At 60.6% G+C, this 24,171-nt stretch carries 22 protein-coding genes; 6 read left to right on the top strand and 16 right to left on the bottom strand.

The genetic code is table 11. The features are described 5' to 3' along the window. Positions 1-25 precede the first annotated feature (25 nt). Both cmoA and cmoB read left to right on the top strand, forming a co-directional pair. Positions 26-754 (top strand): carboxy-S-adenosyl-L-methionine synthase CmoA, encoded by a 729-nt coding sequence (gene cmoA / locus ACR6A7_RS02255; RefSeq protein ID WP_434123134.1) that lies wholly within the window; start codon positions 26-28, stop codon positions 752-754. After that, a complete protein-coding gene (gene cmoB / locus ACR6A7_RS02250) occupies positions 751-1,719 on the top strand; it encodes a tRNA 5-methoxyuridine(34)/uridine 5-oxyacetic acid(34) synthase CmoB (RefSeq protein WP_434123133.1) in 969 nt (322 codons plus the stop codon). The genes cmoA and cmoB overlap by 4 nt, the downstream gene beginning before the upstream one ends. 3 nt (positions 1,720-1,722) lie before the next feature. On the opposite strand, the gene ACR6A7_RS02245 is transcribed toward cmoB, so the two are convergent. Continuing rightward, complete coding sequence (locus ACR6A7_RS02245) at positions 1,723-2,349, bottom strand: LysE family translocator (protein ID WP_434123132.1); 627 nt, start codon at positions 2,347-2,349, stop codon at positions 1,723-1,725. A 68-nt stretch (positions 2,350-2,417) separates the two neighbouring features. Further along, entirely contained in the window at positions 2,418-3,263 is an 846-nt protein-coding gene (locus tag ACR6A7_RS02240; protein ID WP_434123131.1) for a hypothetical protein, read from the bottom strand. A 283-nt stretch (positions 3,264-3,546) separates the two neighbouring features. Between ACR6A7_RS02240 and ACR6A7_RS02235 the strand changes: the two genes are divergently transcribed. After that, the gene (locus ACR6A7_RS02235; RefSeq protein ID WP_434123130.1) at positions 3,547-3,939 is read left to right on the top strand and encodes a hypothetical protein; all 393 of its coding nucleotides are present in this window, start codon (positions 3,547-3,549) and stop codon (positions 3,937-3,939) included. Between the two features lie 97 nt (positions 3,940-4,036). Here the strand turns inward: ACR6A7_RS02235 and cutC are convergent, their stop codons facing one another. Next, on the bottom strand, positions 4,037-4,789 hold the full coding sequence (gene cutC / locus ACR6A7_RS02230) for a copper homeostasis protein CutC (protein ID WP_434123129.1): 753 nt from the start codon (positions 4,787-4,789) through the stop codon (positions 4,037-4,039). 84 nt (positions 4,790-4,873) lie between these two features. Between cutC and ACR6A7_RS02225 the strand changes: the two genes are divergently transcribed. After that, positions 4,874-6,019 (top strand): MalY/PatB family protein, encoded by a 1,146-nt coding sequence (locus ACR6A7_RS02225; protein ID WP_434123127.1) that lies wholly within the window; start codon positions 4,874-4,876, stop codon positions 6,017-6,019. Here the strand turns inward: ACR6A7_RS02225 and ACR6A7_RS02220 are convergent. Next, positions 6,016-6,582: a VOC family protein gene (locus ACR6A7_RS02220; RefSeq protein WP_434123126.1), complete on the bottom strand. Its 567-nt coding sequence runs from the start codon at positions 6,580-6,582 to the stop codon at positions 6,016-6,018. The genes ACR6A7_RS02225 and ACR6A7_RS02220 overlap by 4 nt on opposite strands. 308 nt (positions 6,583-6,890) lie before the next feature. Between ACR6A7_RS02220 and ACR6A7_RS02215 the strand changes: the two genes are divergently transcribed. Both ACR6A7_RS02215 and argS read left to right on the top strand, forming a co-directional pair. After that, on the top strand, positions 6,891-7,013 hold the full coding sequence (locus ACR6A7_RS02215; protein WP_009089698.1) for a hypothetical protein: 123 nt from the start codon (positions 6,891-6,893) through the stop codon (positions 7,011-7,013). A 199-nt stretch (positions 7,014-7,212) separates the two neighbouring features. Then, positions 7,213-8,943 (top strand): arginine--tRNA ligase, encoded by a 1,731-nt coding sequence (argS, locus tag ACR6A7_RS02210; RefSeq protein WP_434123125.1) that lies wholly within the window; start codon positions 7,213-7,215, stop codon positions 8,941-8,943. Between the two features lie 277 nt (positions 8,944-9,220). Here the strand turns inward: argS and flhE are convergent, their stop codons facing one another. The 12 genes from flhE to cheA form a co-directional block, all read right to left on the bottom strand. Next, positions 9,221-9,625, bottom strand: coding sequence for a flagellar protein FlhE (flhE, locus tag ACR6A7_RS02205; RefSeq protein ID WP_434123124.1), 405 nt, complete (start codon positions 9,623-9,625; stop codon positions 9,221-9,223). Beyond that, positions 9,625-11,718, bottom strand: coding sequence for a flagellar biosynthesis protein FlhA (flhA, locus tag ACR6A7_RS02200; protein ID WP_434123123.1), 2,094 nt, complete (start codon positions 11,716-11,718; stop codon positions 9,625-9,627). Before flhA ends, flhE begins: the two co-directional genes overlap by 1 nt. Continuing rightward, complete coding sequence (flhB, locus tag ACR6A7_RS02195) at positions 11,711-12,862, bottom strand: flagellar biosynthesis protein FlhB (protein ID WP_434123122.1); 1,152 nt, start codon at positions 12,860-12,862, stop codon at positions 11,711-11,713. The genes flhA and flhB overlap by 8 nt, the downstream gene beginning before the upstream one ends. Positions 12,863-13,046: 184 nt before the next feature. Then, positions 13,047-13,688, bottom strand: a complete 642-nt coding sequence (cheZ, locus tag ACR6A7_RS02190; RefSeq protein WP_434123121.1) for a protein phosphatase CheZ — start codon at positions 13,686-13,688, stop codon at positions 13,047-13,049. Positions 13,689-13,697: 9 nt separating this feature from the next. Further along, positions 13,698-14,087 carry a chemotaxis response regulator CheY gene (gene cheY, locus ACR6A7_RS02185; protein WP_033749727.1) on the bottom strand — a complete coding sequence of 130 codons (390 nt, stop codon included), beginning with the start codon at positions 14,085-14,087 and terminating at the stop codon, positions 13,698-13,700. Positions 14,088-14,126: 39 nt separating this feature from the next. After that, entirely contained in the window at positions 14,127-15,176 is a 1,050-nt protein-coding gene (locus ACR6A7_RS02180) for a protein-glutamate methylesterase/protein-glutamine glutaminase (RefSeq protein WP_434123119.1), read from the bottom strand. After that, the gene (gene cheR / locus ACR6A7_RS02175; RefSeq protein ID WP_434123118.1) at positions 15,176-16,048 is read right to left on the bottom strand and encodes a protein-glutamate O-methyltransferase CheR; all 873 of its coding nucleotides are present in this window, start codon (positions 16,046-16,048) and stop codon (positions 15,176-15,178) included. The genes ACR6A7_RS02180 and cheR overlap by 1 nt, the downstream gene beginning before the upstream one ends. A gap of 85 nt (positions 16,049-16,133) precedes the next feature. Next, positions 16,134-17,810, bottom strand: a complete 1,677-nt coding sequence (locus tag ACR6A7_RS02170) for a methyl-accepting chemotaxis protein (protein WP_434123117.1) — start codon at positions 17,808-17,810, stop codon at positions 16,134-16,136. A gap of 173 nt (positions 17,811-17,983) precedes the next feature. Next, positions 17,984-19,663, bottom strand: coding sequence for a methyl-accepting chemotaxis protein (locus tag ACR6A7_RS02165; protein WP_434123116.1), 1,680 nt, complete (start codon positions 19,661-19,663; stop codon positions 17,984-17,986). Positions 19,664-19,833: 170 nt separating this feature from the next. Then, complete coding sequence (locus ACR6A7_RS02160; RefSeq protein ID WP_434123115.1) at positions 19,834-21,507, bottom strand: methyl-accepting chemotaxis protein; 1,674 nt, start codon at positions 21,505-21,507, stop codon at positions 19,834-19,836. Between the two features lie 156 nt (positions 21,508-21,663). Beyond that, a complete protein-coding gene (gene cheW, locus ACR6A7_RS02155; protein ID WP_033749739.1) occupies positions 21,664-22,161 on the bottom strand; it encodes a chemotaxis protein CheW in 498 nt (165 codons plus the stop codon). A gap of 22 nt (positions 22,162-22,183) precedes the next feature. After that, complete coding sequence (cheA, locus tag ACR6A7_RS02150; protein ID WP_434123114.1) at positions 22,184-24,169, bottom strand: chemotaxis protein CheA; 1,986 nt, start codon at positions 24,167-24,169, stop codon at positions 22,184-22,186. Between the last annotated feature and the right edge of the window lie 2 nt (positions 24,170-24,171).

The following is a 24,171-nucleotide window of genomic DNA, read 5'->3' as shown; positions in this document are numbered from 1 at the left end:
TTTCCGTTGTCTTTCCGGATTTACTATGTCTGACCGCGATACGCTATTTTCCGCGCCCATCGACAAGCTGGGCGACTGGACCTTTGACGAGCGCGTGGCTGAAGTCTTCCCCGATATGATTCAGCGCTCCGTGCCCGGCTACTCGAATATCATCTCTATGATCGGCATGCTGGCCGAGCGTTTCGTCACGCCCGACAGCCAGGTTTACGATCTGGGCTGCTCGCTGGGGGCCGCCACGCTCTCGGTACGTCGTAATATCAAGGCGCCCGGCTGCACCATTATCGCCGTGGATAATTCCCCGGCGATGGTCGAGCGCTGCCGTCGCCATATCGACGCCTTCCGCGCCGAGACGCCGGTAAACGTCATCGAAGCCGATATCCGCGATATCGCCATCGAAAACGCCTCGATGGTGGTGCTGAACTTCACGCTGCAGTTTCTCGACCCGCCTGCGCGCCTGCAGCTGCTGCAGAAGATCTGGCAGGGGCTGAAGCCTGGCGGCGCGCTGGTGCTGTCGGAGAAGTTCAGCTTCGAGGACGCCGAGGTCGGCGAACTGCTGTTCAATATGCACCACGATTTTAAACGCGCTAACGGCTACAGCGAGCTGGAGATCAGCCAGAAGCGCAGCATGCTGGAGAATGTAATGCTGACCGACAGCGTTGAGACGCACAAGGCGCGCCTGAAACAGGCGGGCTTCTCTCACGCGGAACTCTGGTTCCAGTGCTTTAACTTTGGTTCGCTGGTGGCGTTAAAATGATTGAGTTTGGCCGTTTTTATCAGCAAATCGCCACCGGCCCGCTCGCCAGCTGGCTGGAGGTGCTGCCAGCGCAGATCGCCGCCTGGCAGAAAGAGAATCTGCATGGCCTGTTTCGCAACTGGGAGAAGTCGGTAGAGCATCTGCCGCTGCTGCAGCCGCAGCAGCTCGACCTGCTGCACAGCGTCAGCGCAGCGCGCGACGATCTCAGCGATCGCCAGCGTCAGGGCATCGAGAAACTGCTGCGCAATCTGATGCCCTGGCGTAAAGGCCCCTACTCGCTCTACGGCACCGAGATCGACACCGAATGGCGTTCCGACTGGAAGTGGCAGCGCGTCGCGCCGCATATCGCCTCGCTGGCGGGCCGCACCGTGCTGGACGTCGGCTGCGGCAGCGGCTATCACATGTGGCGCATGGTCGGCGCCGGTGCGCAGCTGGTGGTCGGCATCGATCCGATGCAGCTCTTTCTCTGCCAGTTTGAAGCGGTGCGCAAGCTGCTGGGCGATGACCGACGCGCCCATCTGCTGCCGCTCGGCATCGAACAGCTGCCGACGCTGCAGGCGTTCGACACCGTTTTCTCGATGGGCGTGCTTTATCATCGCCGTTCGCCGCTCGATCATCTGCTGCAGCTGAAAAACCAGCTGGTCAGCGGCGGCGAGCTGGTGCTGGAAACGCTGGTGATTGAGGGGGATGAGCGAGATGTGCTGGTGCCGGGCGAGCGCTACGCGCAGATGCGCAACGTCTACTTTATTCCTTCGGCCCCGGCGCTGAAAAGCTGGCTGGAGAAGTGCGGCTTCGTCGACGTGAAGATTGTCGATTATGCGGTGACCTCCACCGACGAGCAGCGCCGCACCAGCTGGATGACCAGCGAATCGCTGGCTGAGTTTCTCGACCCGCAAGACGCCAGCAAAACAGTGGAAGGCTACCCGGCACCGCTGCGCGCGGTGCTGGTCGCCACCAAACCCTGATGCTTAGCGGCGCGAGAGCGCCAGCTTCGCCGCAAAGCCGATAAACACCAAGCCCGTCAGGCGGTCCATCACCTTAAGCACCGCCGGACGGCGCAGGTGCGCGGCGAAATAGTGGCTGCCGCCAATCAATACGGCGTTCCACAGCAGCCCAATCGCAATATGCATCAGCGCCAGCAGGCTGCACCAGAGCGGCACCGACGCCCCCGCCGGAATAAACTGCGGCAGAAAGGTGACGTAAAACACGCCCATTTTGGGATTAAGCAGATTGCCGAACAGGCCGCGGTTAAAGCAGCTCAGATAGCTTTGCGGCGCGATGTCTGTCGCTGCTTCATGCAGCGGCTGCGAGCGCGGGCTGAGCAGCAGCCTGACGCCCAGATAGAGCAAATAGGCCGCGCCGACCCACTTTAGCAGGTTATAGGCCATTTCTGACGCCAGCAGCAGCGCGCCCAGGCCACATCCCACCGCGACACCCCACACCAGACAGCCAAGGTTGATGCCGAGCGCCGTCGCGCTGCCGCGTCGCCAGCCCTGTGCGGCGGCGGTGCGCAACACCAGCGCGGTATCGAAACCGGGCGTCAGCGTCAAAATGGTAATGGCGAATAAAAACGAGAACATCAGCGTAGCGGTCATCTCTTTCTCCCTGAAATAAGGCTGCTCACTTTAACAAATTTTTAACGCAAAAGCGCTATTGCTGCGCGCTACTCCGACTCAGCAGGCCGATCCCAGTACTGATATTTATAGGCCGCGCTGAGATGGCGCTCGATAGTGCCCTTATCAAAGACTTCCGTTTCGTGCAGATAGCTTAAGGTGCAGTTGCCAACCTCATCCCAGAGCTGACACTCGTCGATCGAACGCAGCGTGCTGACGGGCGTGGTCGCGGTGCCGTGCAGCCGCCATTCACGGAAACCTTTATCGTAGGTATAGCGATCTTCGCTGCGCGCCGTGACCGCGCTGACCACCAGCCCCTGGGGGTTCCAGCGCCAGCTGCTTTCGCCGTTGGTCAGGGCATCAGTGCCGCGCGAAACGCTTTTCGTCAGCCGTAGCTGCGCGTCGTAGCGATAGGTGGTGTCGGTAAAACCGCTTTTACCCATGCTGGTGAATTTATCGGAAGCGGTAACGATATTGCCGTGCTGGCCGATGAGCCAGCTGATGGTGCCCTGGCGGTTATCTACCACCTGCTCTTTGCCCTCTTTCAGCACCTTCACCAGGTAGGCGTACTCCGCTACCCAGCCGCCCTGCACGCGCGCAATATGCTGCTCCATACTCAGCACCACATTGTGCTCTTTTTTATCGAAGGTGACGTCAGCCACCTGCAATATCCCACAGGGGTCAAACTGTCCCAGCACCCGCTTTTGCGAATCGACATCTTTGCCGAACTCGCCGGCGATCACCTGCCGCACCGCGCCTTTCGCGCTGCCGCCCAGCATAATCCAGCTGTTGCTGCTGGCAACGGCCTTGCTGTGCGGCGCGCAGGCGGCAGCCCATAGCGTGGGAGAGGCGAACAGCAAACCCAGCGCAAGCGCCGCAGTCTGAGAGCATTTCATGGTGTCACTCCAGAAGATCTCAATAAACTGAGTGTAACGCTATTGGCACCATCTGGCGCGGTCGAGTGACCGAGGGTGAAACAGCAAGATGTAGAGATGCAGCAGGCCTCACCTCAAAAAAGCCGTGCGAAACAACGTAAAGCAGCACTGGGGATTATCAGACAGTAGTGATCTTCATGCGTTGTCACGCTGTATAAAGGCAGTGGGCTATGCTTCCTGTCGCAACGTGGCATAACCGCCATGTTGAATGGTGACTTTTACGCACAAGCCGGACGACATTTGCATGCCCTACCGATTTTTTATCCTCTCGCTTTCCGCATTGACGCTTATGCTGAATATTTTTTTCCTGCCTGGCGTGCTCAGGCATATAAAAAATGACCCCGAGGTTGAGAGGCTGGCAGAGAGACCGGGTGAAGTCTTTACGCTCTTCAGTGAATGTAAAATCAGGGTTAAGGATGAGGCGCGTTGCTATCAGGCCTACAGTGCGGCGGTGCAGCTGGCAAACAGACCGGATTGCTCTGCCGAAGGGATTGCGTTGAAGCTGAAATTTAAAAAACTGGTTGAGCATACCACGCCGCAAGAGGCCTTGCGCGAGGTCATCAAAGCGTGTCCTCAGGCAGAGAGTGATATCAGGCAGACCGACCTTCCGCAGACTCGCGGCATAAACGGCGGGTAGAGGTATCAGATAAAAAGAACCCCAGCAAGATAACTGGGGTTTGGTACTTGCAAACATCACGTCATATGGCGTGCTGCGCGGCAAAATCTGGGGTGATTCAGGCTACCCTGACGCTGTTAAGCTGCATCACGCTTTTCATGGCTTCCACCACATCGCTATCCACGCAGTAACGGCTGAACTCATCCATTTCGGCTTCGGAACACATGGAGACACCGGCTTTACGATAGCGCATCGGTGAGGTGACAAGGCGGCTGGCGGAGCTGTGAACCTCGCTCAGTCCGCTGTCCAGGAACTTTTGCAGATTGCTCAGGCGTACGCCAGCACCGGCCATAATGATTGGACCTTCGCTCTGTTCATTAAGTTCCCTTAATAATGCAATTCCGTTTTCCGCGCTCTGCTGCTGGCCGGATGTCAGGATGCGCGCCACCCCCAGCGCGGTTAACTCCTCCAGCGCGCGATTGGGGCTGTGGCAAAGATCGAAGGCGCGATGAAAAGTCACCTGCATGCCGTCGCACAGCGCCATAATCTGCCGCATACGCGAGCGGTCAATATGCGCCTCCTCATCCAGCATGCCGATCACCAGGCCGGGAAATCCCATTTCGCGAATTTTCGCCACGTCGGACTTCATAATTTCAAATTCACGCGCGGTGTAGCAGAAGTCGCCGCCGCGCGGCCGAACGATGGGATGAACCGGAATGGATAATTCCCGGCGCGCCGCTTCCAGCGAACCAGACGATGGGGTCAGGCCGCCTTCGCGCGGTCCGGAACAGAGCTCAACGCGATCGGCGCCAGCCTGCTGCGCCGTCATGGCGCAATCCACGCCGTAACAGCAAATTTCCAGTAGGGTCATCTACTCCTCCTTTACATGACGTCTGGTTCGACACAGGGCGATAAGTTAGTCTGACTACCAATGAGTTTACGTGGAAACCGACACATGGCATTCAATTTTGACCAACGGATAGACCGTCGTCACACCAATAGCCTCAAATGGAACAAATATAGTGACCGGGACATCCTTCCTTTGTGGGTTGCGGACACCGATTTTCGCTCGCCTGATTGCATTATCGACGCGATAAAAACCCGCGCCGAACATGGCGTTTTTGGCTACGGCGACCGCCCGACCGGATTGATCGACGCCGCCATTGCGCGCTTCGAACAGCGCTACCAGTGGAAAGTAGAGCCGGAGTGGATTGTGGTGCTGCCCGGTGTAGTGAGCGGACTCAATCTGACGGTGCGCGCGCTTACCGCGCCCGACGAGCGCTCAATCTCGCCTTCGCCCATCTATCCTCCTTTTCGCGGCGCGGCGAAGCTGGCGGCGCGCGAGCAGATCACCCTGCCGTTGAAACTCCAGTCGGGGCGCTGGCTCGTCGATCTCAGCGAAGCTTCAGCCCTGCTTAACGGCAAAGAGAAGCTTTTGCTGTTGTGCAACCCGCAGAATCCCGGCGGCACCGTCTATCGCCGTGACGAGCTGGAAGCGCAGCTGGCTTTTGCGCGTCAGCACGATTTGATCGTCTGTTCCGATGAGATCCACTGCGATCTGCTGCTGGAGCCCGGCGTCCGACATATTCCCTTTGCCAGCCTGAGCGAAGATGCCGCTCAGCGCAGCGTTACGCTAATTTCGCCCTCTAAAACTTTCAATATCGCCGGACTCGGCGCGTCGCTGGCGATTATTCCCAATGCGGAACTGCGTGCGCGCTTCAAGCAGGCGCGCTACGGCATCGTGCCCGAGGTTGATATCCTGGCGCTGGTCGCCGCCGAAGCGGCCTGGCGCGGCGGCGACGCGTGGCTGGAGGAACTGCTCGCCTATCTGCGCGTCAGCCGCGATCGTCTGCACGCCGCGGTTAACGCGCTGCCGGGCCTGTCGATGGCCAGTCCGGAAGCGACCTACCTGGGCTGGATAGCATGCAGCGGGCTGGATGTCGCCAGCCCGGCGCTCTATTTTGAAAACCAGGGATTAGGCTTTTCGCCCGGGCGTGATTTTGGCGACGATCGCTTTGTGCGCTTTAATTTCGGCTGCACCCACGCCATGCTGGAAGAGGCGCTCGACCGGCTAAGCGCCGCCGTCGTTGCGCGCGCTTAGCCCGCCTCGCTGGCGACAATCTCCTCCAGTCGCCACGGATGGAATTTTATTGTGGTCTGCCCGTCGGTCACTGCCAGCGTCGGGTTGGGCAGCCGCTCGTTTTTGCCCTGCGGCGAGCTGGTTTTGAACGAAATGCCTGGCTGCGTCAGCGCGTCGTCGCTGAGCAGCGCCATGGCGCGCACGCCCAGCGTCTGGTGATCGCCGCGCAGCACGATTTCCACATGCTCAAAGCCTTCGTGCCGATAGCGCTTTTCCCCTGGCCAGGGAAGTTCGATAACGTCCAGCTCCCAGCCGTTGAGCTGCAGAGGCTGATGCAGCTTAAACAGGCAGATGGGCCGTCCGTTGATGATCGCTTCCGAGAACAGCGTACCCATTTTCATCAGTCCCAGCTTCCAGCGCTCCGCCGTGGTGTTCTGATGACAGCGCACCGCGATATGGTCAGCCTCAAGCGCCGCTAAGTTTAATCCGAGGCGATCGGCAAATTGTTGCAGCGAGGCGCTGAAGCGCGCCAGATCTCTCTCTAAGTCCTGTAATTCACAGGGAAACACCGGGGCAAAAGTCATAAAATGTCTCAGCTAGTTTAAGTTTTCTAATAAATGGAAAGTCGCGCCAGCACTGCTTCAGGCGCGATTAAATGTTAGGAATCATCCGATTTGACCGTAATTTTGCCGTAAAACCATGTAAATTACCCTTTTAATTCGGATTTATCCCCTCTTCAGGGCCAGCTATTGCTGGATGAAATTAACCTAACTCAATGAAAAAAGTAGCTTTCATTTGTACAATAAGATAAATCTCATTTTCCCGGCAAACAATTGCAGCCAACCCCCCTTTCTTATAAATTTGACCTAACACAACTACAAGGAATGGCTCTATGTCTATGCTCATTGTTGTCGCAGTCCTGATCGCACTGATGGGATTTGCAATTTCCCGCCACTGGAAGGTGCGTGAAGACAAAAGCGTCAAAAATCCTCGTCGCCATCTTCGCCGTCGCTAATCTCTCTGTTTCGGGAAACCGGCCTGACGCCGTTTCCCCGCATGCTCTCTTGCGCGGCGGCTGCTGACGCAAGGTGACATTTCACGTATACTTCCCCTCTTCTTTTTTCCATTCTGCGCGGCCTTTGGGCGCGTCGGCAGAGTGAGGACAACGGCTCTCTGCGCGGCAGACGAGCCTTTTAGCACATGAAGGTAATGCGGTGAATATTCAGGCTCTTCTTTCCGAAAAAGTCAGTCAGGCGATGATTTTAGCCGGTGCGCCGGCCGACTGTGAACCCCAGGTTCGCCAGTCCGCCAAGGTTCAGTTTGGGGATTATCAGGCAAATGGCATTATGGCCGTTGCGAAAAAGCTGGGTCAGGCGCCGCGACAGCTGGCTGAAAGCGTGATTGCGCATCTTGACCTCAACGGCATCGCCAGCAAGGTGGAGATCGCCGGGCCAGGCTTCATCAATATTTTCCTCGACCGCGACTGGCTGGCCGCGCAGGCGAAGCTGGCGCTGACGCAGCCGCGCCTGGGCGTCGCCGCCGTTGAGCCGCAAACCATCGTCGTGGACTACTCCGCGCCGAACGTGGCGAAAGAGATGCATGTTGGCCACGTTCGCTCCACCATCATCGGCGACGCCGCCGTGCGCACCCTGTCTTTTCTGGGTCATAACGTGATCCGCGCTAACCATGTGGGCGACTGGGGCACGCAGTTCGGCATGCTGATCGCCTATCTGGAAAAGCAACAGAACGAGCATCATGAAGCGATCGCGCTCGCCGACCTCGAAGCCTTCTATCGTGAAGCGAAGCGCACCTACGACGAGGACGAAGCCTTCGCCGAGCGCGCACGCGCCTATGTGGTTAAGCTGCAGGGCGGCGACGAATATTGCCGCACCATGTGGAAGAAGCTGGTCGATATCACCATGGGCCAGAACCAGCTGATTTATGACCGTCTTAACGTGACGTTGACGCGTAAAGATGTGATGGGCGAAAGCCTCTATAACGACATGCTGCCGGGCATCGTCGAGGATCTGCGCGCCAAAGGGCTGGCGGTGACCAGCGAAGGCGCGACCGTGGTGTTTCTCGACGAGTTCAAAAATAAAGAAGGCGAACCGATGGGGGTCATCATTCAGAAGAAAGATGGCGGCTACCTCTACACAACTACCGATATCGCCTGCGCCAAATACCGTTATGAGACGCTGAAGGCCGATCGCGTGCTCTACTACATCGATTCGCGCCAGCATCAGCATCTGCAGCAGGCGTGGACTATCGTGCGCAAAGCGGGCTACGTGCCGGCATCCGTTCCGCTGGAGCATCACGCCTTCGGTATGATGCTGGGCAAAGACGGCCGTCCGTTTAAAACCCGCAGCGGCGGCACCATCAAGCTCGCCGATCTGCTGGACGAGGCGCACGATCGCGCGCTGGCGCTGGTGCGCGAGAAGAACCCGGAGATGAGCGAAGCGGAGCTGCAGCAGCTGGCGGAAGTGGTCGGCATCGGCGCGGTGAAGTATGCCGATCTGTCGAAGAGCCGCACCACCGATTACATTTTCGACTGGGACAATATGCTGGCGTTCGAGGGCAACACGGCGCCCTATATGCAGTACGCCTACACCCGCGTGCTCTCCGTGTTCCGTAAAGCGGGCGTCGACGTCGACAGCATCGACGCGCCGCTGGCGATTACCGAGGATCGCGAAGCGCAGCTGGCGACGCGCCTGCTGCAGTTCGAAGAGACCATTACCCAGGTGGCGCGCGACGGCACGCCGCACGTGATGTGCGCCTATCTCTACGATCTGGCGGGTCTGTTCTCCGGCTTTTACGAGCACTGCCCGATCCTCAGCGCAGAGGATGAGGCGACGCGCCAGAGCCGCCTGCAGCTGGCCGCGCTGACGGCGAAGACGCTGAAGCAGGGCCTGGATACCCTCGGCATTAAGACCGTCGAGCGTATGTAACAAACAAAAAACCCCGCTTTGCGGGGTTTTTTGTTAAGGCGTGGTGCAGGTACGGATAGTCTGGCCCGATCGCAAAGTCGCTCAAGGCATCCATGCGCGCTCGCCCCGCGGGGATACGCACCTCATCCCTGAGGTGCGCCCGTAACGGGCCAGCGCTCTGCGCCGTTCAAAAACGCTCCCGGCGTTTTTGTCCCTGCCGCGGGGCGCTTTGCTCTTCGGTCCAGACTATCCGTACAGCTCACTTCTGTGCGCGCTTTAGGTTGCCCCTTCCGCGCTTTTAATCCTGGTAGTTCACCATCACTTCGCTGCTCAGCACCTGAAGCCCCGGCGGCAATGCGCCCCTGCCCGCCACGCCGAACACCATATAGAGCGTTTCGCTGGCATCCAGCGAGGCCAGCTCGCGCGTCGCGCCGCTGCCGCCCTCCAGCGAGGCGCAGCGCTGCGCGCCGCAGAGCTTCACCTGCAATCCCGACGGCGCCGCGCCGGTAAGCTGATAGCGCCAGTTAATCAGATTCACCGTGCCGGAAACGCCCGGCGGCGCACGCAGCGGCTTTGACTTCACCCACGCGCCGCGATTGCTTAGCGGCGGACCGCTCACGCTGGCGTGCCACGCGCCCGACGCGGCGTAAAGCGGCAGCGCCGTCAGCGACAGCAGCGCCAGCCCCCAAAATCCATAACGCATTACTTGCCTCCGATGGTGGCGGTCATACGGATATTGCGATTGTCGGTCAGCTCCATATTGGAGAGCACCACCAGCTGCGGCAGATTGCGGCGCAGGAAACGCGCCAGCAGCGCGCGCAGCGGATGATTGACCAGCAGCACCGGCGGCGCGCCCAGCATCTCCTGACGCTGCAGCGCCGCCTGCGCCTGCTCCAGCAGTCGGTCGGCCAGGCCCGGCTCCAGCCCGCCGCCGCCCTGCAGCGCCTGCAGCAGCAGACGTTCCAGCGTGGTATCGAGGCCGATCACCTGCACTTCATCATTGCCCGGGAACCACTGCTGGGTAATGGCGCGGCCCAGCGCCACACGCACCACGCTGGTCAACTCCTGCGGATCGTTCTGCACCGGCGCATGCTCCGCCAGCGTTTCGATAATGGTGCGCATGTCGCGAATCGAGACGCGCTCGACCAGCAGATTTTGCAGCACCTTGTGCAGCGTCGTCAGGGTGATGACGCCCGGCACCAGATCTTCCGTCAGCTTCGGCATCTCCTGACTGACGCGATCGAGCAGCTGCTGCGCCTCCTGACGACCAAACAGCTCGCTGGCGTACTGGCCAATCAGGTGGTTAAGGTGGGTCGCCACCACGGTGCTCGCCTCAACCACGGTAAAGCCCTGGATCTGCGCCTGCTCTTTCAGCGCGCTGTCGATCCAGATGGCCGCCAGGCCGAACGCAGGATCGACCGTCGCCTCGCCCGGCAGCGTGCCCGCCGCCGTGCCTGGGTTAATCGCCATCCAGCGGCCAGGATAGGCATCGCCGCTGCCGATCTCTACCCCTTTCATCAGAATGCGGTAGCGCGCAGGCGGCAGCTCCATATTGTCGCGGATATGCACCACCGGCGGCAGAAAGCCGACATCCTGCGCCACCTTTTTACGGATGCTGCGGATACGGCCCAGCAGCTCGCCGTTCTGGGTGCTGTCCACCATCGGGATCAGCCGATAGCCGACCTCCATGCCCAGCGTATCCTCCAGCTGCACGTCGGTCCAGGAGGCTTCGGTATTGGCTGGCGTATCGGACGCTTTCATTACCGCGCTGCTGGCGGCTTCCGGATTCTTCTTCGCCTCCATCTCGCGGCCGCGCATCCACCAGGCCAGGCCGAGTAGCGCGCCGGTAAACAGCAGAAACACGAAGTTGGGCATGCCGGGCACCATGCCAAGCAGGCCGAGCACGCCGGCGCTGAGCAGCATCACGCGCGGGTTATTGAAGAGCTGCCCCACCATCTGCTCGCCGACATCCTGATCGGTGCCGACGCGGGTGACAATGACGCCCGCCGCGGTTGAGATCACCAGCGCCGGGATCTGCGCCACCAGACCGTCGCCGATGGTCAGCAGCGTATAGGTTTCGGCGGCGTGGCCCACGTCCATACCGTGCTGCACCACGCCAACCATCAGTCCGCCGATGACGTTGATCACCATAATGATAATGCCGGCGATGGCGTCGCCGCGTACAAACTTACTGGCACCGTCCATGGAGCCGTAGAAGTCCGCTTCCTGCGTCACTTCGCTGCGGCGCGTTTTCGCCTCCTGTTCGCCGATCAGCCCGGCGTTCAGGTCAGCGTCGATCGCCATCTGTTTGCCCGGCATGCCATCAAGCACGAAGCGCGCGCCGACTTCCGCGATACGCCCCGCACCCTTGGTGATAACCATAAAGTTGATCACCACCAGGATAACGAACACCACAATGCCGATGGCGAAGTTGCCGCCGACAAGGAAGTGGCCGAACGCCTCAACGACCCGCCCCGCAGCGCCCGCGCCGGTATGGCCTTCCATCAGAATGATACGCGTCGAGGCGACGTTCAGCGCCAGACGCAGCAGCGTTGAGAAGAGCAGAACGGTTGGGAAGGCGGCGAACTCCAGCGTGCGCTGGGTGAACATGGCCACCAGCAGCACCATAATTGAGAGCGCGATGTTAAAGGTGAACAGCAGATCGAGGATGAAGGCGGGCAGCGGCAGCACCATCATCGACAGGATCATCATGATCAACACGGGACCGGCAAGCACCTGCCACTGTGTATCTTTCAGGTTGCTCGGTAAACGCAGTTTTGCGGCCAGGTTAGCCATCGTTTCGCTTCTCTCCTGCAAAGTCCATCTCTGCCGGGACCGGCAGGTTTTTCGGTTTGTTTGGGATCAGGCCGCCTTCACGCTTCCAGCGGCGCAGCTGCCAGACCCAGGCCAGCACTTCCGCCACCGCCGCGTAAAGCGCGCCGGGGATCTGCTGACCGATTTCAGTATGCCGGTAGAGGGCGCGCGCCAGCGGCGGCGCCTCCAGCAGCGGAATGCGGTGCTCCGCGGCGATTTCACGGATCTTCAACGCCACCTCGCCCGCGCCTTTCGCCACCACTTTCGGCGCGCTCATCTTGTTCTCGTTGTACTGCAGCGCCACCGAGTAGTGCGTCGGGTTGGTCACGATCACGTCCGCCTTGGGCACATCGGACATCATGCGGCGGCGCGCGGCGGCGCGCATCGCCTGGCGAATGCGTCCTTTAACGTGCGGGTCGCCCTCCTGCTGTTTGAATTCGTCGCGGATCTCCTGACGCGACATACGCAGCTTTTTGTAGTAGCTGTAGAGCTGCCAGAAAACGTCGTAGCCCACCATCGGGATAAGGCCGAGGATCACCAGCGCGCAGCAGGCGGCAATCATCCCCAGCCCGTGCATCAATGCATTGGTGGGGGACTGGCTGATCAGCCGCAGCATCTCCGGCCAGTGCGACCAGATGTACCAGCCGCCAACGCTGCCCACCAGAATCGCCTTGAGGATGCCCTTAAAGAGTTCGGTCCAGGCCTGAGCGGCAAACATGCGGGCGAAGCCGGGCAGCGGGTTGAGCTTTTTGAAATCCATCTTGATCGATTTGCCGCTGAGCACGATGCCGCCCAGCAGCATCGGCGCAGCGATCGCCACCAGCACCAGCCCGCCCATGAGTGGCAGAAGCGCCATCACCGCCAGGCCAATCAGGTTGCTGATATGGCCAATAATCAGCTTACTGTCGCTCACCATGCTGTGGTCGAAGCGCAGCCCGGAGGCGACCATCGCCGCCAGCTGGCGCGCCATCAGCGTGCCGCCCAGCCAGAGGATCATCAGGCCCACCAGCAGCATCAGCACCGACGTCAGCTCGCGCGAACGCGGAATCTGCCCCTCTTCACGCGCTTTTTCAAGTCGGTGGGGTGTGGGCGATTCTGTTTTGTCCTCGTCGCTCTCTTCAGCCACGACAAACCTCTGTGGGTAGGGATCTTGAACACAGGATGCCAAATTTGGCTTTGGTTAAAGCGAAGATAAAACGGGGAAAAGAGGCGTTCTTTGGCGGATGAGTCTGGCAATAAGGAACGGGACCGCTGGAAAGCGGTCCCGCTTATGGCAGGTTGTGGCCAGCCTGAGGGCTGGTCACACAGGGTTAAAACCCTAAGCTATCCAGCAGGTCATCGACCTGATCCTGGTTCGCCACCACGCCTGGCGCATCGGCGTGGATCTGCGGACCGTTCAGCAGGCTGGTGCCCTCCTGACGCTTCTCGGCGCTGACTTCCGGCATGTTCTCCAGCAGCACCATCAACAGCTGGCGCTCAATCTCCTGGATCACATCCATCATGCGCTTGATCACCTGACCGGTCAGGTCCTGGAAATCCTGCGCCATCATGATTTCGAGCAGCTGCTTGTTGGTAAAGGCGGTATGATCTGGCACTTCGCTGAGGAATGCGCGCGTATCCGTCACCAACTCTCGCGCGTCGGCCAGTTCAATCGGGTTTTCAAACCACTGGTCCCAGCGCCCTTTCAGCTGGGTTGCCCCGGCTTCCATTTTATCCTGATGCGGCTGCGCCGCCTCGACGCAGTTCAGCGCGCGGTCGGCGGCCTGCGCCGTCATCTGCACGACGTAATCCAGACGGTCGCGGGCATCGGGAATGGCTTCAGCCGCATCGGCGATGGCTTTGTCCAGACCCAGCTCGCGCAGGCTGTCGCGCAGCATGCGCGTCAGAGAGCCAATGCGAGCAATGATATCGTGTGCCGAGACATCCTCAGTTGGTTTCGGAAGGTCGCTCATCACATCTCCTTACATGCCCAGTTTTTCGAAGATCTTGCCTAACTTCTCTTCCAGCGTGGCTGCGGTGAACGGCTTCACCACGTAGCCGCTGGCGCCAGCCTGCGCGGCCGCGATAATGTTCTCTTTCTTCGCTTCTGCGGTCACCATCAGCACCGGCAGCTTGCCCAGCGCCGCGTCGGCGCGAATGGTCTGCAGCAGCTGCAGGCCATCCATGTTCGGCATGTTCCAGTCGGAGATCACGAAGTCGAAACCGCCCGCTTTCAGTTTGCCCAGCGCGTCTACGCCATCTTCCGCTTCTTCGACGTTATTGAAGCCCAGCTCTTTTAGCAGGTTACGTACAATACGACGCATCGTGTTGAAGTCGTCCACCACCAAAAAGCGCATGTTTTTATCAGCCATAATTACTCCTGTGTTATCTCGCCCGGCAGGACGGGCCTGTTAAATACGCAGTGCCTGTCCGGCGCTAATTTTTGCCAGCATATGCTGGCTGATGTTGCCTAAATCCACGACTTCGCTTACACCGCCGCTGGCGATGGCTTCTCGCGGCATGCCAAAGACCACGCAGGAGGCTTCGCTCTGTGCGATGGTCCAGGCGCCGGCGCGGTGCATTTCCAGCATGCCCGTCGCGCCGTCGTTGCCCATGCCGGTGAGAATGACGCCCACCGCGTTACGTCCGGCGTTAAGCGCCACCGATTTGAACAGCACGTCCACAGAGGGTTTGTGACGGTTCACCGGCGGCCCTTCGTTCAGTTTTACGACATAGTTGGCGCCGCTGCGCGCCAGCTCCATATGCATCGCGCCAGGGGCGATGTAGGCATGCCCAGGCAGGATGCGCTCGCCGTCCTCCGCCTCTTTCACCGTGATTTGACAGAGCTTGTTAAGGCGATCGGCGAAGGATTTGGTAAAGCCCGGCGGCATATGCTGGGTGATCATCAGCGCCGGACTGGTCGGCGGCAGCGGCTGCAGCACGTGGCGAATCGCTTCGGTGCCGCCGGTCGAAGATCCGATGGCGATCAGCTTTTCGCTGCTCAGCAGCGGCCCCGCCTTTAAGGTCGCCGGCGCCGGCATCATCGGACGGGCGTGCAGCTGCGCGCGCGCCGCCGCGCGGATCTTGTCGGCGATCGTCTGACTGTAGGAGAGCATCCCTTCGCGGATGCCGAGCTGCGGCTTGGTGACGAAATCCACCGCCCCCAGCTCCAGCGCGCGCAGGGTGATCTCCGACCCTTTGCCGGTCAGCGACGACACCATCACGACCGGCATCGGACGCAGACGCATCAGCTTCTCGAGAAAGTCGAGGCCGTCCATGCGCGGCATCTCCACGTCCAGCGTCAGCACCTGCGGGTTGTACTGCTTGATTAAATCGCGGGCGACCAGCGGATCGGGCGCTGTCGCCACCATCTCCATATCGGGATGACTGTTAATGATTTCGGTCATCAACTGGCGCATCAGCGCGGAGTCGTCCACGCACATTACGGTGATTTTGCTCATCATCTTTCCTTCGTCAGTCCATAGACGGTTTGTCCACGCAGCCAGAACTCTTTGCTGATCTGACTAAAGTTCTCTGAATGACCGGCAAACAGCAGTCCGCCCGGCTTCAGCAGGGGAACAAAACGGCGCAGAATCTTTTCCTGCGTCTCTTTATCGAAATAGATCATTACGTTGCGGCAGAAGATCGCATCGAAAGGCCCCGGCAGCGCCCACTCGTTCGCCAGCAGGTTAAGCTGGGCGAAGTTAACGCTGTTCGCCAGTTCCGGACGCACCCGCACCATGCCGCTATGCGGGCCGGTGCCGCGCAGGAAAAAGCGCTGCATCTGCTGCTGCGAGAGCGTGCGCAGCTCTTCCTGGCGATAGACGCCGGAAATCGCCTTCTCCAGCACCTGGGTATCGATATCGCTGGCGTGCACCTGGAACTTGCCCGGACCGGCGCCCAGCGTTTCCGCCAGCGTCATGGCGATCGAGTAAGGCTCTTCGCCGGTCGAGGCGGCGGCGCACCAGACGTTAAAGCTGCCCGCGCGCTTGCGCGCATGTTCCGCCAGAATGGGGAAGTGGTGCGCCTCGCGGAAAAACGCCGTCAGGTTGGTGGTCAGTGCGTTGATAAAGGCCTGCCACTCTGCGCTGTTGACGTCGTTCTCCAGCAGCGCCAGATAGCGGCCGAAGTCGTCAATGTTCAGCGTGCGCAGACGACGCACCAGACGGTTGTAGACCATCTCGCGCTTGTGGTCGGCCAGCACAATGCCAGCGCGCTGATAGATCAGCTGGCTGATACGACGAAAGTGTGTATCCGAAAGCGGCAGGCGCTGCACCATCTGCGAGAGCAGCGTGGTCGCTTCGGCTTGATCCAGTAACGTCGATTTCTTCATTTCAGGTCACCTGGCACTGTACGTAATTCATTAAATTTTGCTGCTATGTCGGGCGGCGTTGCCGCCAGCCCGACCATCCAGGCAATTAAAAGGTTTCCCAGTTATCGTCGCTGCGAACAGCTGGCGCACGGGAGGCCGCAGCCGGCGCATCCAGCCGTAAACTTTTCGACGCCGTAGTTCTGTTAACGGCCTGGGCGACAAATTCTTTACCAATATTGAACACAGAAACGGCCTGTTTCAGTCGGCTGGCCTGATCTTCCAGTGAGGCGGCCGCCGAAGCGGACTCTTCCACCAGCGCAGCGTTCTGCTGAGTGACGCGATCCATCTCCGTCACCGCGAGGCCAACCTGATCGATACCGCGGCTCTGCTCGTCCGACGCCGAGGCGATCTCCCCCATGATGTCGGTGACGCGCGTGACCGCGCTAACGATGTCATGCATGGTCTCGCCTGCGCTCTCTACCAGCACCGAGCCGGTATTGACGCGCGCCACTGAATCCTCGATCAACGCTTTAATCTCTTTCGCCGCCTGCGCGCTGCGCTGCGCCAGGCTGCGCACTTCGCCCGCCACCACGGCGAAACCGCGGCCCTGCTCGCCCGCGCGCGCCGCTTCCACCGCCGCGTTCAGCGCCAGAATGTTGGTCTGGAAGGCGATGCCGTCGATGACGCTGGTGATATCGGCAATCTTCTTCGAGCTGCCCGCGATGTCGCTCATGGTTTTCACCACGCCGTCCACCACGCTGCCGCCCTTCTGCGCGGTTTCCGAGGCGCTCAGCGCCAGCTGCGACGCCTGACGGGCGTTCTCGGCGTTCTGCTTCACCGTGGCGGTGAGCTGCTCCATGCTGGCGGCGGTCTGCTCCAGCGACGCCGCCTGCTCTTCAGTGCGAGACGAGAGATCGTTATTACCAACGGCGATTTCGCTGGCGCCGGTATAGATGGCGTCCGCGCCGTCGCGCACGGTTGAGACGGTGCGCACCAGCGCCTGCTGCATCTCCTGCAGCGCCTCAAGCAGGTCGCCCAGCTCGTTGCGGACGCTACAGGTAATGGGCTGCGTCAGGTCACCGCGCGCGATATGGCGGATATGCTCGATGCTCAGCTTCAGCGGAGCGATCAGCGCGCTGCGCATCACCGTCCAGACCAGCAGGCTAATCAGCAGCGAGGCGACCACCAGGCCGATCGCCATCAGAATGGCGTGGCTGTAAGCGAGGTCATTGGCGTCAACCCCTTCTTTTGCCAGCTGCTGGTTGTGGCTCTGCCAGGCGTTGTAATCGTTTTCAAACTTATCCTGAAAACCCTGCGTCGGCTGGTCGACAAAGCCCTTGAAGTTACCGGCGGCAAGGAAGCCGGTCAGCTCGGTCAGCGCGTCGCGGTAGGCTTTATAGTTCGCCTGCAGCGCCAGCACGTTTTCGGCGGTTTTCCCCTTTTCGGACAGATTGGCGTTAAAGTCGGCGAAGCCCTGATCGGCGACCTTCAGCTCCTGGTTGGCCAGCGCCACCAGATCCTGCACCGTCGCGCCGGAACCGGCCTGCTGACTGTCCAGCAGGTAGCGGATGCCAGCCCGGTTCAGGGTATTGCGTGCCTGTACCAGGGAAACCCATGAGGTGCCCATCGCCTGCTGTAGCGTCGCGAGACGCTGGTTATAAGCAAAATTCTCTTTGTCGGCTTTCACCGTATTAAAAAAAGCGCTTCCGGAAACCAGCTGGAGCAGAACAAACAGCGCCAGCACACCCAGCAGCCCGGAAACAACGCGTACTCGATTAAACATAAACACCTCATTGGTTGGCGGAACTCACCAGTTATCGGCCTCAGCGAGGGGATCTTTATGCAGGAAACGCGGGGTTGGACCAGCTGGAGAGAAAATGAAAAAAGAGCGCGTCACCGGCGCGGCAACAGACAGGATCGAAGGGACCCGCTTCCCTGCGGGCAGTGCGTTGCGGGTTAAAAGGTTTCCCAGTTATCGCCGCCCGCGGGCGCCGCCACTGCTTTACGCGGCGCGGCGGCGGCGCTGAACGCAGGCGCCGCGATCTGGGCATGGCGGGTGCCGACAGCCGTCTGCGCGGCGCGTGGGATGTTAAACACCGCCACCGACTGGCTGAGGCGGCTCGCCTGCTCTTCCAGCGAGGCGGCCGCCGAGGCGGACTCCTCCACCAGCGAGGCGTTCTGCTGGGTCACGCGATCCATTTCCGTCACCGCCTGACCAACCTGGTCGATGCCGCGGCTCTGCTCGTCCGACGCCGAGGCGATCTCCCCCATGATGTCGGTGACGCGCGTCACCGCGCCGACGATTTCACTCATGGTATCGCCCGCGCTGCCCACCAGCTGCGAACCCGCGTTGACGCGGTTCACCGAGTCTTCGATCAGCGCCTTGATCTCTTTCGCCGCCTGCGCGCTGCGCTGCGCCAGGCTGCGCACTTCGCCAGCCACTACGGCGAAGCCGCGACCCTGTTCGCCCGCGCGCGCCGCTTCCACCGCCGCGTTCAGCGCCAGAATATTGGTCTGGAAGGCGATGCCGTCGATGACGCCGGTAATATCGGCGATCTTCTTCGAGCTGCCCGCGATGTCGCTCATGGTTTTCACCACGCCGTCCACCACGCTGCCGCCTTTGCGGGCGGTTTCCGAGGCGCTCAGCGCCAGCTGCGACGCCTGACGGGCGTTCTCGGCGTTCTGCTTCACCGTGGCGGTGAGCTGCTCCATGCTGGCGGCGGTCTGCTCCAGCGACGCCGCCTGCTCTTCGGTGCGGGCGGAGAGATCGTTGTTGCCCGCAGCGATTTCGCTGGCACCGCTCAGAATGGCGTCGGAGCCGTCGCGCACGTTGCTGACGGTGCTGACCAGCGCCTGCTGCATCTCCTGCAGGCCGTTCGCCAGCTGGCTCATCTCATTGCGCCCTTCTACCGCAATCGGCTGGGTAAGATCGCCCGCCGCAATGGTGCGAATATGGGTCAGCAGCTGGCGCAGCGGCAGGATCAACACCTGACGCAGGCCGAACCAGCAGGCGACCACCACGCCGATTACCAGCAGCGCCACCGCCGCCAGCAGCCACATCATCTGGGTAAAGGCGCGCTGGTTCTGCTCGGCACCCTGCGCGGCGAGCAGGGTCTGCTTCGCGCGCCATTCACCGTAGGCCGCCTGCGTCGAGTTCTGGATCTGCTCGATATTGAAGCGGAACATTCCCTCCAGATCGCGCGCCTTCAGGCGCTCCAGCATGCCGGCGAGGCCGTCATGATAGCTGGCGTACTGCGCTTCGAGACGGTCGCGCAGCGCGACCTCAAGGCCCGGTGTAGCCGGAAGATCGTAATAGACTTTGAAATGGCGATCGGCCTGCGCCAGCTGCTGCTCGGTCTGCCTGACCAGCTCGTCCAGCTGGCCGCCGTTGATCTGCGCCGCCGTGCTGCTCTGCAGCCGCAGCATGGCGCGATTGAGGGTGATACGCGTCTGATTCAGCGCGATCCAGGCGTCGGTCATCGCCGTGACGTTGCTGGTGGAGACCTGTGCCAGCGCGAAGGCCTCTTTATCTTTGTGCAGCGCGGACCAGAAGAGCCCGCCTGACGTGAGCTGCAGCAGGCTAAAGATAGCCAGCACGGCGATCAGGCTGGTTACCACTTTGATTCGTTTCAACATATATTTTCCCGGAAGTCATAAAAAAACGTGCAGGCTCTCTATCGGCGGGCGGCCACCAGATTTGAGCCTCTTTAACGGTTTTTACAGTTATGTAGGTTTTTAAAGTGCGGTGTGACGCTGGAGGGGTGACATGCCGGGCGGCTGCCCGGCAGAGTAAAGGGTGAGGCCGATCAGAAGGTTTCCCAGTTGGCGTCGCTGGCAGGGGCGGCCAGCGCTTTGCGCGGCGCGGCGGAGGCCGGGCTGACCACAGGCGCCGCGATCTGCACGTGGCGGGTGCCGACAGCCGCGGCGCGCGGGATCCTGAAGACCGCTACCGACTGGCTCAGACGGCTCGCCTGCGACTCCAGCGAGGCGGCCGCCGCGGCGGACTCCTCCACCAGCGAGGCGTTCTGCTGGGTCACGCGATCCATCTCCGTCACCGCCTCACCAACCTGGTCGATGCCGCGGCTCTGCTCGTCCGACGCCGAGGCGATCTCGCCCATGATGTCGGTGACGCGCGTCACCGCGCTGACGATTTCGTTCATGGTGTCGCCCGCGGTGCCCACCAGCTGCGAGCCCGCGTTGACGCGGTTCACCGAGTCTTCGATCAGCGATTTGATCTCTTTCGCCGCCTGCGCGCTGCGCTGCGCCAGGCTGCGCACTTCGCCAGCCACTACCGCGAAGCCGCGGCCCTGTTCGCCCGCGCGCGCCGCTTCCACCGCCGCGTTCAGCGCCAGGATGTTGGTCTGGAAGGCGATGCCGTCGATGACGCTGGTGATATCGGCGATCTTCTTCGAGCTGCCCGCGATGTCGCTCATGGTTTTCACCACGCCGTCCACCACGCTGCCGCCCTTCTGCGCGGTTTCCGAGGCGCTCAGCGCCAGCTGCGACGCCTGACGGGCGTTCTCGGCGTTCTGCTTCACCGTGGCGGTGAGCTGCTCCATGCTGGCGGCGGTCTGCTCCAGCGACGCCGCCTGCTCTTCGGTGCGGGCGGAGAGATCGTTGTTGCCTGCGGAGATTTCGCTGGCGCCGGTAAAGATGGCGTCAGAGCCGTCGCGCACGTTGCTGACGGTTTGCACCAACGCCTGCTGCATCTGGTGCAGGCTGGCGGCCAGCTGGCTCATCTCATTGCGCCCTTCCGCGTGGATCTGCTGCGTCAGGTCGCCCTGCGCAATCTGCTGGATATGGGCAATGTTGGCGTTCAGCGGAGCGATCAGCACGCGGCGCAGGCCAACCCAGCACAGCGCAATCACCACCACCACCAGCGCCATGATGGTGCCGAGGATCCAGAGCATGCGCGTGTAGGCGCTGGCGTTTTTTTTCACGCCCAGCTCGGTCAGATGCGCCTGATCGGCGCGCCAGTCGGTGTAGATCTGCAGAAAGGCGTTCTGGCTTGGCGCCACCGGCGCCTTGCCCGCCTCGGCAAGATTGTTAGCCTGCAGCGCAGTTTGCAGCTGGGTCAGCGCGGTCGCATAGGCGCCATAGGCGTCCATCAGACGGTTGTTGAGTGTTTTGTTCAGTCCCGGCGTGTCCGGCGTCGCCTTGAACAGATCGAAGTTAGCTGCCGCGGTTTTCTGAAATTGCTGGCTGTCGGTAAACAGCGAGGCGATATCCGGCGTGCTGCCATCTGCTTTACTGTTGGCAATGCGCAGCTGAATACGCGTCAGCACGACGCGGCTCTGGTTGAGGCTCATATAGGCGTCGTTAAGCGCCTGCAAATTTTTGCTGGCGAGCTGCGATACATTGAAGCTGGTTTTATCATCACTTAGTGCAGAGAAAAACACTGCTCCTGAGAACGCCTGGAACAGGCCGAACATCAATAACACCAGCAGCAGGCTGGTGACGACACGAATTTTGGTTAGCATAAGGGAGCCCTGGAAAAGTAGGAGATCAAGCAGAAGGGGTATCGGCAGAGTACGGGATATATTTAGCGCAAGGTGGGATGGCTCAAATGCGCTTCTTATTGTTTTTAAAGTAAATAATCACGAGCCGGTTTAATTCCGGCTCGTGAAAAGCAGGATTTACGCGCTGCGCAGCGTATCCATCAGCGCCATCTCTTCGCTGCTCAGCAGCTTCTCGATGTCTACCAGAATCAGCATACGCTCGCCGAGCGCGCCAAGGCCGGTCAGATATTCGGTCGACATGGTGACGGCAAATTCCGGCGAAGGACGGATCTGATCCTGCGTCAGCGACAGCACGTCAGAGACGCCGTCCACCACGATGCCGACGACGCGATGCTCCAGATTCAGCACGATCACCACGGTGTTGTCGTTGTACTCGACGTCCGGCTGGGAAAACTTCACGCGCAGATCGATAATCGGCACGATGACGCCGCGCAGATTGGTGACGCCCTTGATAAACTCCGGCGTGTTGGCGATGCGCGTGACCTGATCGTAGCCGCGGATCTCCTGCACCTTAAGAATATCGATACCGTACTCTTCGTCTCCCAGCGTAAATACCAGGAACTCCTGGCCGACGGTTTCGCCGGCGATTTTGGTCACGGTTGCCATTCCAGTCATTTTTCTACCCTTTTGTTGTCAGTCAGGCGGCCGCGCCGGCCACACGTTTTTCACGGTTAAGCGATTGCAGCGCCGACACGTCAACGATCAGCGCGACGCTGCCGTCGCCGAGGATGGTGGCGGCGGAGATGCCAGGCACCTTGCGATAGTTGCTTTCGAGATTTTTCACCACGACCTGATGCTGGCCAATAAGCTGATCTACCAGCAGCGCGTAGCGTTTTCCGGCGCTTTGCAGGATCACCACGATGCCCTGCGTCGCCTCGGTTTTCGCGCCCTGCACGTCAAACACATTCCACAGTTCAACCAGCGGCAGGTACTCGCCGCGCACCTCCAGCACGCATTCGCCACCCGCCAGCGGCTTCAGCTCTTCGCTGCGCGGCTGCAGGGATTCCATCACCGCGTTGAGCGGCAGGATAAAGACTTCGTCCGCCACGCGCACTGACATGCCGTCAAGGATCGCCAGCGTCAGCGGCAGCAGAATACGGATGGTGGTGCCTTTACCCTGCTTCGAGGCGATCTCCACATGGCCACCCATCTCCTGAATGTTTCGCTTAACCACATCCATGCCGACGCCGCGGCCCGACACGTCGGTGACCTGCTCAGCCGTCGAGAAGCCCGGTGCGAAGATCAGCATGCCGACCTCTTCGTCGCTCATGTTTTCGCTGACTGGCAGGCCGGAAGAGAGCGCCTTGGCGAGAATGCGTTCGCGGTTCAGGCCGGCGCCGTCGTCAGAGACCTCGATACAGATGTTGCCGCCCTGATGTTCCGCCGACAGCGTCAGGTTGCCGGTGGCCACCTTGCCCGCCGCCAGGCGTTTTTCAGGTGCTTCGATGCCGTGATCCAGGCTATTGCGCACCAGATGCGTTAACGGATCGATAATGCGTTCGATGAGGCTCTTGTCGAGCTCGGTAGAGCTGCCGAGCAGCGTCAGCTCTACCTCTTTGCCCAGCTTGCTCGCCAGGTCGCGCACCAGGCGCGGGAAGCGGCTGAAGACATACTCCATCGGCATCATACGAATCGACATCACCGATTCCTGCAGATCGCGCGCGTTGCGCTCCAGCTGGCCCATGCTGTTCAGCAGGTCGCCGTGCGCCACCGGGTCAAGTTCGCCCGAGCGCTGCGCCAGCATCGACTGGGTAATCACCAGCTCGCCGACCAGGTTGATCAGCTGATCGACCTTCTCCACCGCGACGCGGATGCTGCTGGATTCGCTGCTTTTAGCGGGCGCGGCGGCGCGTTTGCCTTCGCGCTTCGCCACCGGCAGTTCACTCACGCTGGCGCTCTGCACTGGCGCGGCCTCTGCGACCGGCGCAGGCGCGGCGACCGGCACAACCTCCGCAACCGGCGCGGCGTCAGCGTCCGGGAAGCGGATCTGCGCCTCTTCGATCACGAAGCAGAGCACCGCCACGATGTCGTCTTTGCTGACGCCGTCGATGCTCGCCTCAAGAAAATCGCTGCCTTTAACCACGTTGCTCAGGGCGCCGAGATTGCCCAGCTCCTCCAGCATTAAATCGACCTCTTTCTCTTTCAGGGCGACCAGCTTCACGCGCAGGCCGCTGCTGGCTGGCGCGCTCTGTACGGCTGGCGCAACGGCAACGACCGGCGCCGCCACCGGCAGGCCTTTCGCTTCTAACGCCAGCTGGCGCAGCGCTTCGCAGATGTAGTTAAAGCTTTCCGCGTTGGGCTCCTGCGCGGTTTTATAGGCATCGAGCTGTTCCTGCATAATATCTTTGGTTTCCAAAAACAGGTTGATGATGTCGGTGCTGAGCTGCATCTCGCCGCGACGAGCACCATCCAGAATATTTTCCAGAATGTGGGTAGTTTCCTGCAAAACCGTAAACCCAAAGGTTCCGGCTCCGCCTTTTATCGAATGGGCGGCGCGGAAAATGGCATTTAGCTGTTCGGAGTCCGGCTCCTGGGGATCGAGCCCCAGCAGATGCTGCTCCATATCAGCTAACAGCTCATCGGCCTCATCGAAAAACGTCTGGTAAAAATCGCTGATGTCCATGC

It is taken from the genome of Pantoea phyllosphaerae (assembly GCF_051025595.1).
Classification (GTDB): domain Bacteria; phylum Pseudomonadota; class Gammaproteobacteria; order Enterobacterales; family Enterobacteriaceae; genus Pantoea.
The sequence above is the reverse complement of the archived record's forward strand: the minus strand, read 5'-3'. Positions and strand labels throughout refer to the sequence as shown.

Bases quoted from the DNA above. Each gene is read 5' to 3' on its own strand.
- cmoA (WP_434123134.1), top strand. From the start codon at position 26: ATGTCTGACCGCGATACGCTATTTTCCGCGCCCATCGACAAGCTGGGC.
- ACR6A7_RS02220 (WP_434123126.1), bottom strand. From the start codon at position 6,582: ATGACTTTTGCCCCGGTGTTTCCCTGTGAATTACAGGACTTAGAGAGA.
- ACR6A7_RS02215 (WP_009089698.1), top strand. From the start codon at position 6,891: ATGTCTATGCTCATTGTTGTCGCAGTCCTGATCGCACTGATGGGATTT.
- ACR6A7_RS02240 (WP_434123131.1), bottom strand. From the start codon at position 3,263: ATGAAATGCTCTCAGACTGCGGCGCTTGCGCTGGGTTTGCTGTTCGCC.
- cmoB (WP_434123133.1), top strand. From the start codon at position 751: ATGATTGAGTTTGGCCGTTTTTATCAGCAAATCGCCACCGGCCCGCTC.
- cheY (WP_033749727.1), bottom strand. From the start codon at position 14,087: ATGGCTGATAAAAACATGCGCTTTTTGGTGGTGGACGACTTCAACACG.
- ACR6A7_RS02165 (WP_434123116.1), bottom strand. From the start codon at position 19,663: ATGTTGAAACGAATCAAAGTGGTAACCAGCCTGATCGCCGTGCTGGCT.
- cheR (WP_434123118.1), bottom strand. From the start codon at position 16,048: ATGAAGAAATCGACGTTACTGGATCAAGCCGAAGCGACCACGCTGCTC.
- flhA (WP_434123123.1), bottom strand. From the start codon at position 11,718: ATGGCTAACCTGGCCGCAAAACTGCGTTTACCGAGCAACCTGAAAGAT.
- cheA (WP_434123114.1), bottom strand. From the start codon at position 24,169: ATGGACATCAGCGATTTTTACCAGACGTTTTTCGATGAGGCCGATGAG.
- cheW (WP_033749739.1), bottom strand. From the start codon at position 22,161: ATGACTGGAATGGCAACCGTGACCAAAATCGCCGGCGAAACCGTCGGC.
- cutC (WP_434123129.1), bottom strand. From the start codon at position 4,789: ATGACCCTACTGGAAATTTGCTGTTACGGCGTGGATTGCGCCATGACG.
- cheZ (WP_434123121.1), bottom strand. From the start codon at position 13,688: ATGAGCGACCTTCCGAAACCAACTGAGGATGTCTCGGCACACGATATC.
- ACR6A7_RS02160 (WP_434123115.1), bottom strand. From the start codon at position 21,507: ATGCTAACCAAAATTCGTGTCGTCACCAGCCTGCTGCTGGTGTTATTG.
- ACR6A7_RS02225 (WP_434123127.1), top strand. From the start codon at position 4,874: ATGGCATTCAATTTTGACCAACGGATAGACCGTCGTCACACCAATAGC.
- ACR6A7_RS02170 (WP_434123117.1), bottom strand. From the start codon at position 17,810: ATGTTTAATCGAGTACGCGTTGTTTCCGGGCTGCTGGGTGTGCTGGCG.
- ACR6A7_RS02245 (WP_434123132.1), bottom strand. From the start codon at position 2,349: ATGACCGCTACGCTGATGTTCTCGTTTTTATTCGCCATTACCATTTTG.
- flhE (WP_434123124.1), bottom strand. From the start codon at position 9,625: ATGCGTTATGGATTTTGGGGGCTGGCGCTGCTGTCGCTGACGGCGCTG.
- ACR6A7_RS02235 (WP_434123130.1), top strand. From the start codon at position 3,547: ATGCCCTACCGATTTTTTATCCTCTCGCTTTCCGCATTGACGCTTATG.
- ACR6A7_RS02180 (WP_434123119.1), bottom strand. From the start codon at position 15,176: ATGAGCAAAATCACCGTAATGTGCGTGGACGACTCCGCGCTGATGCGC.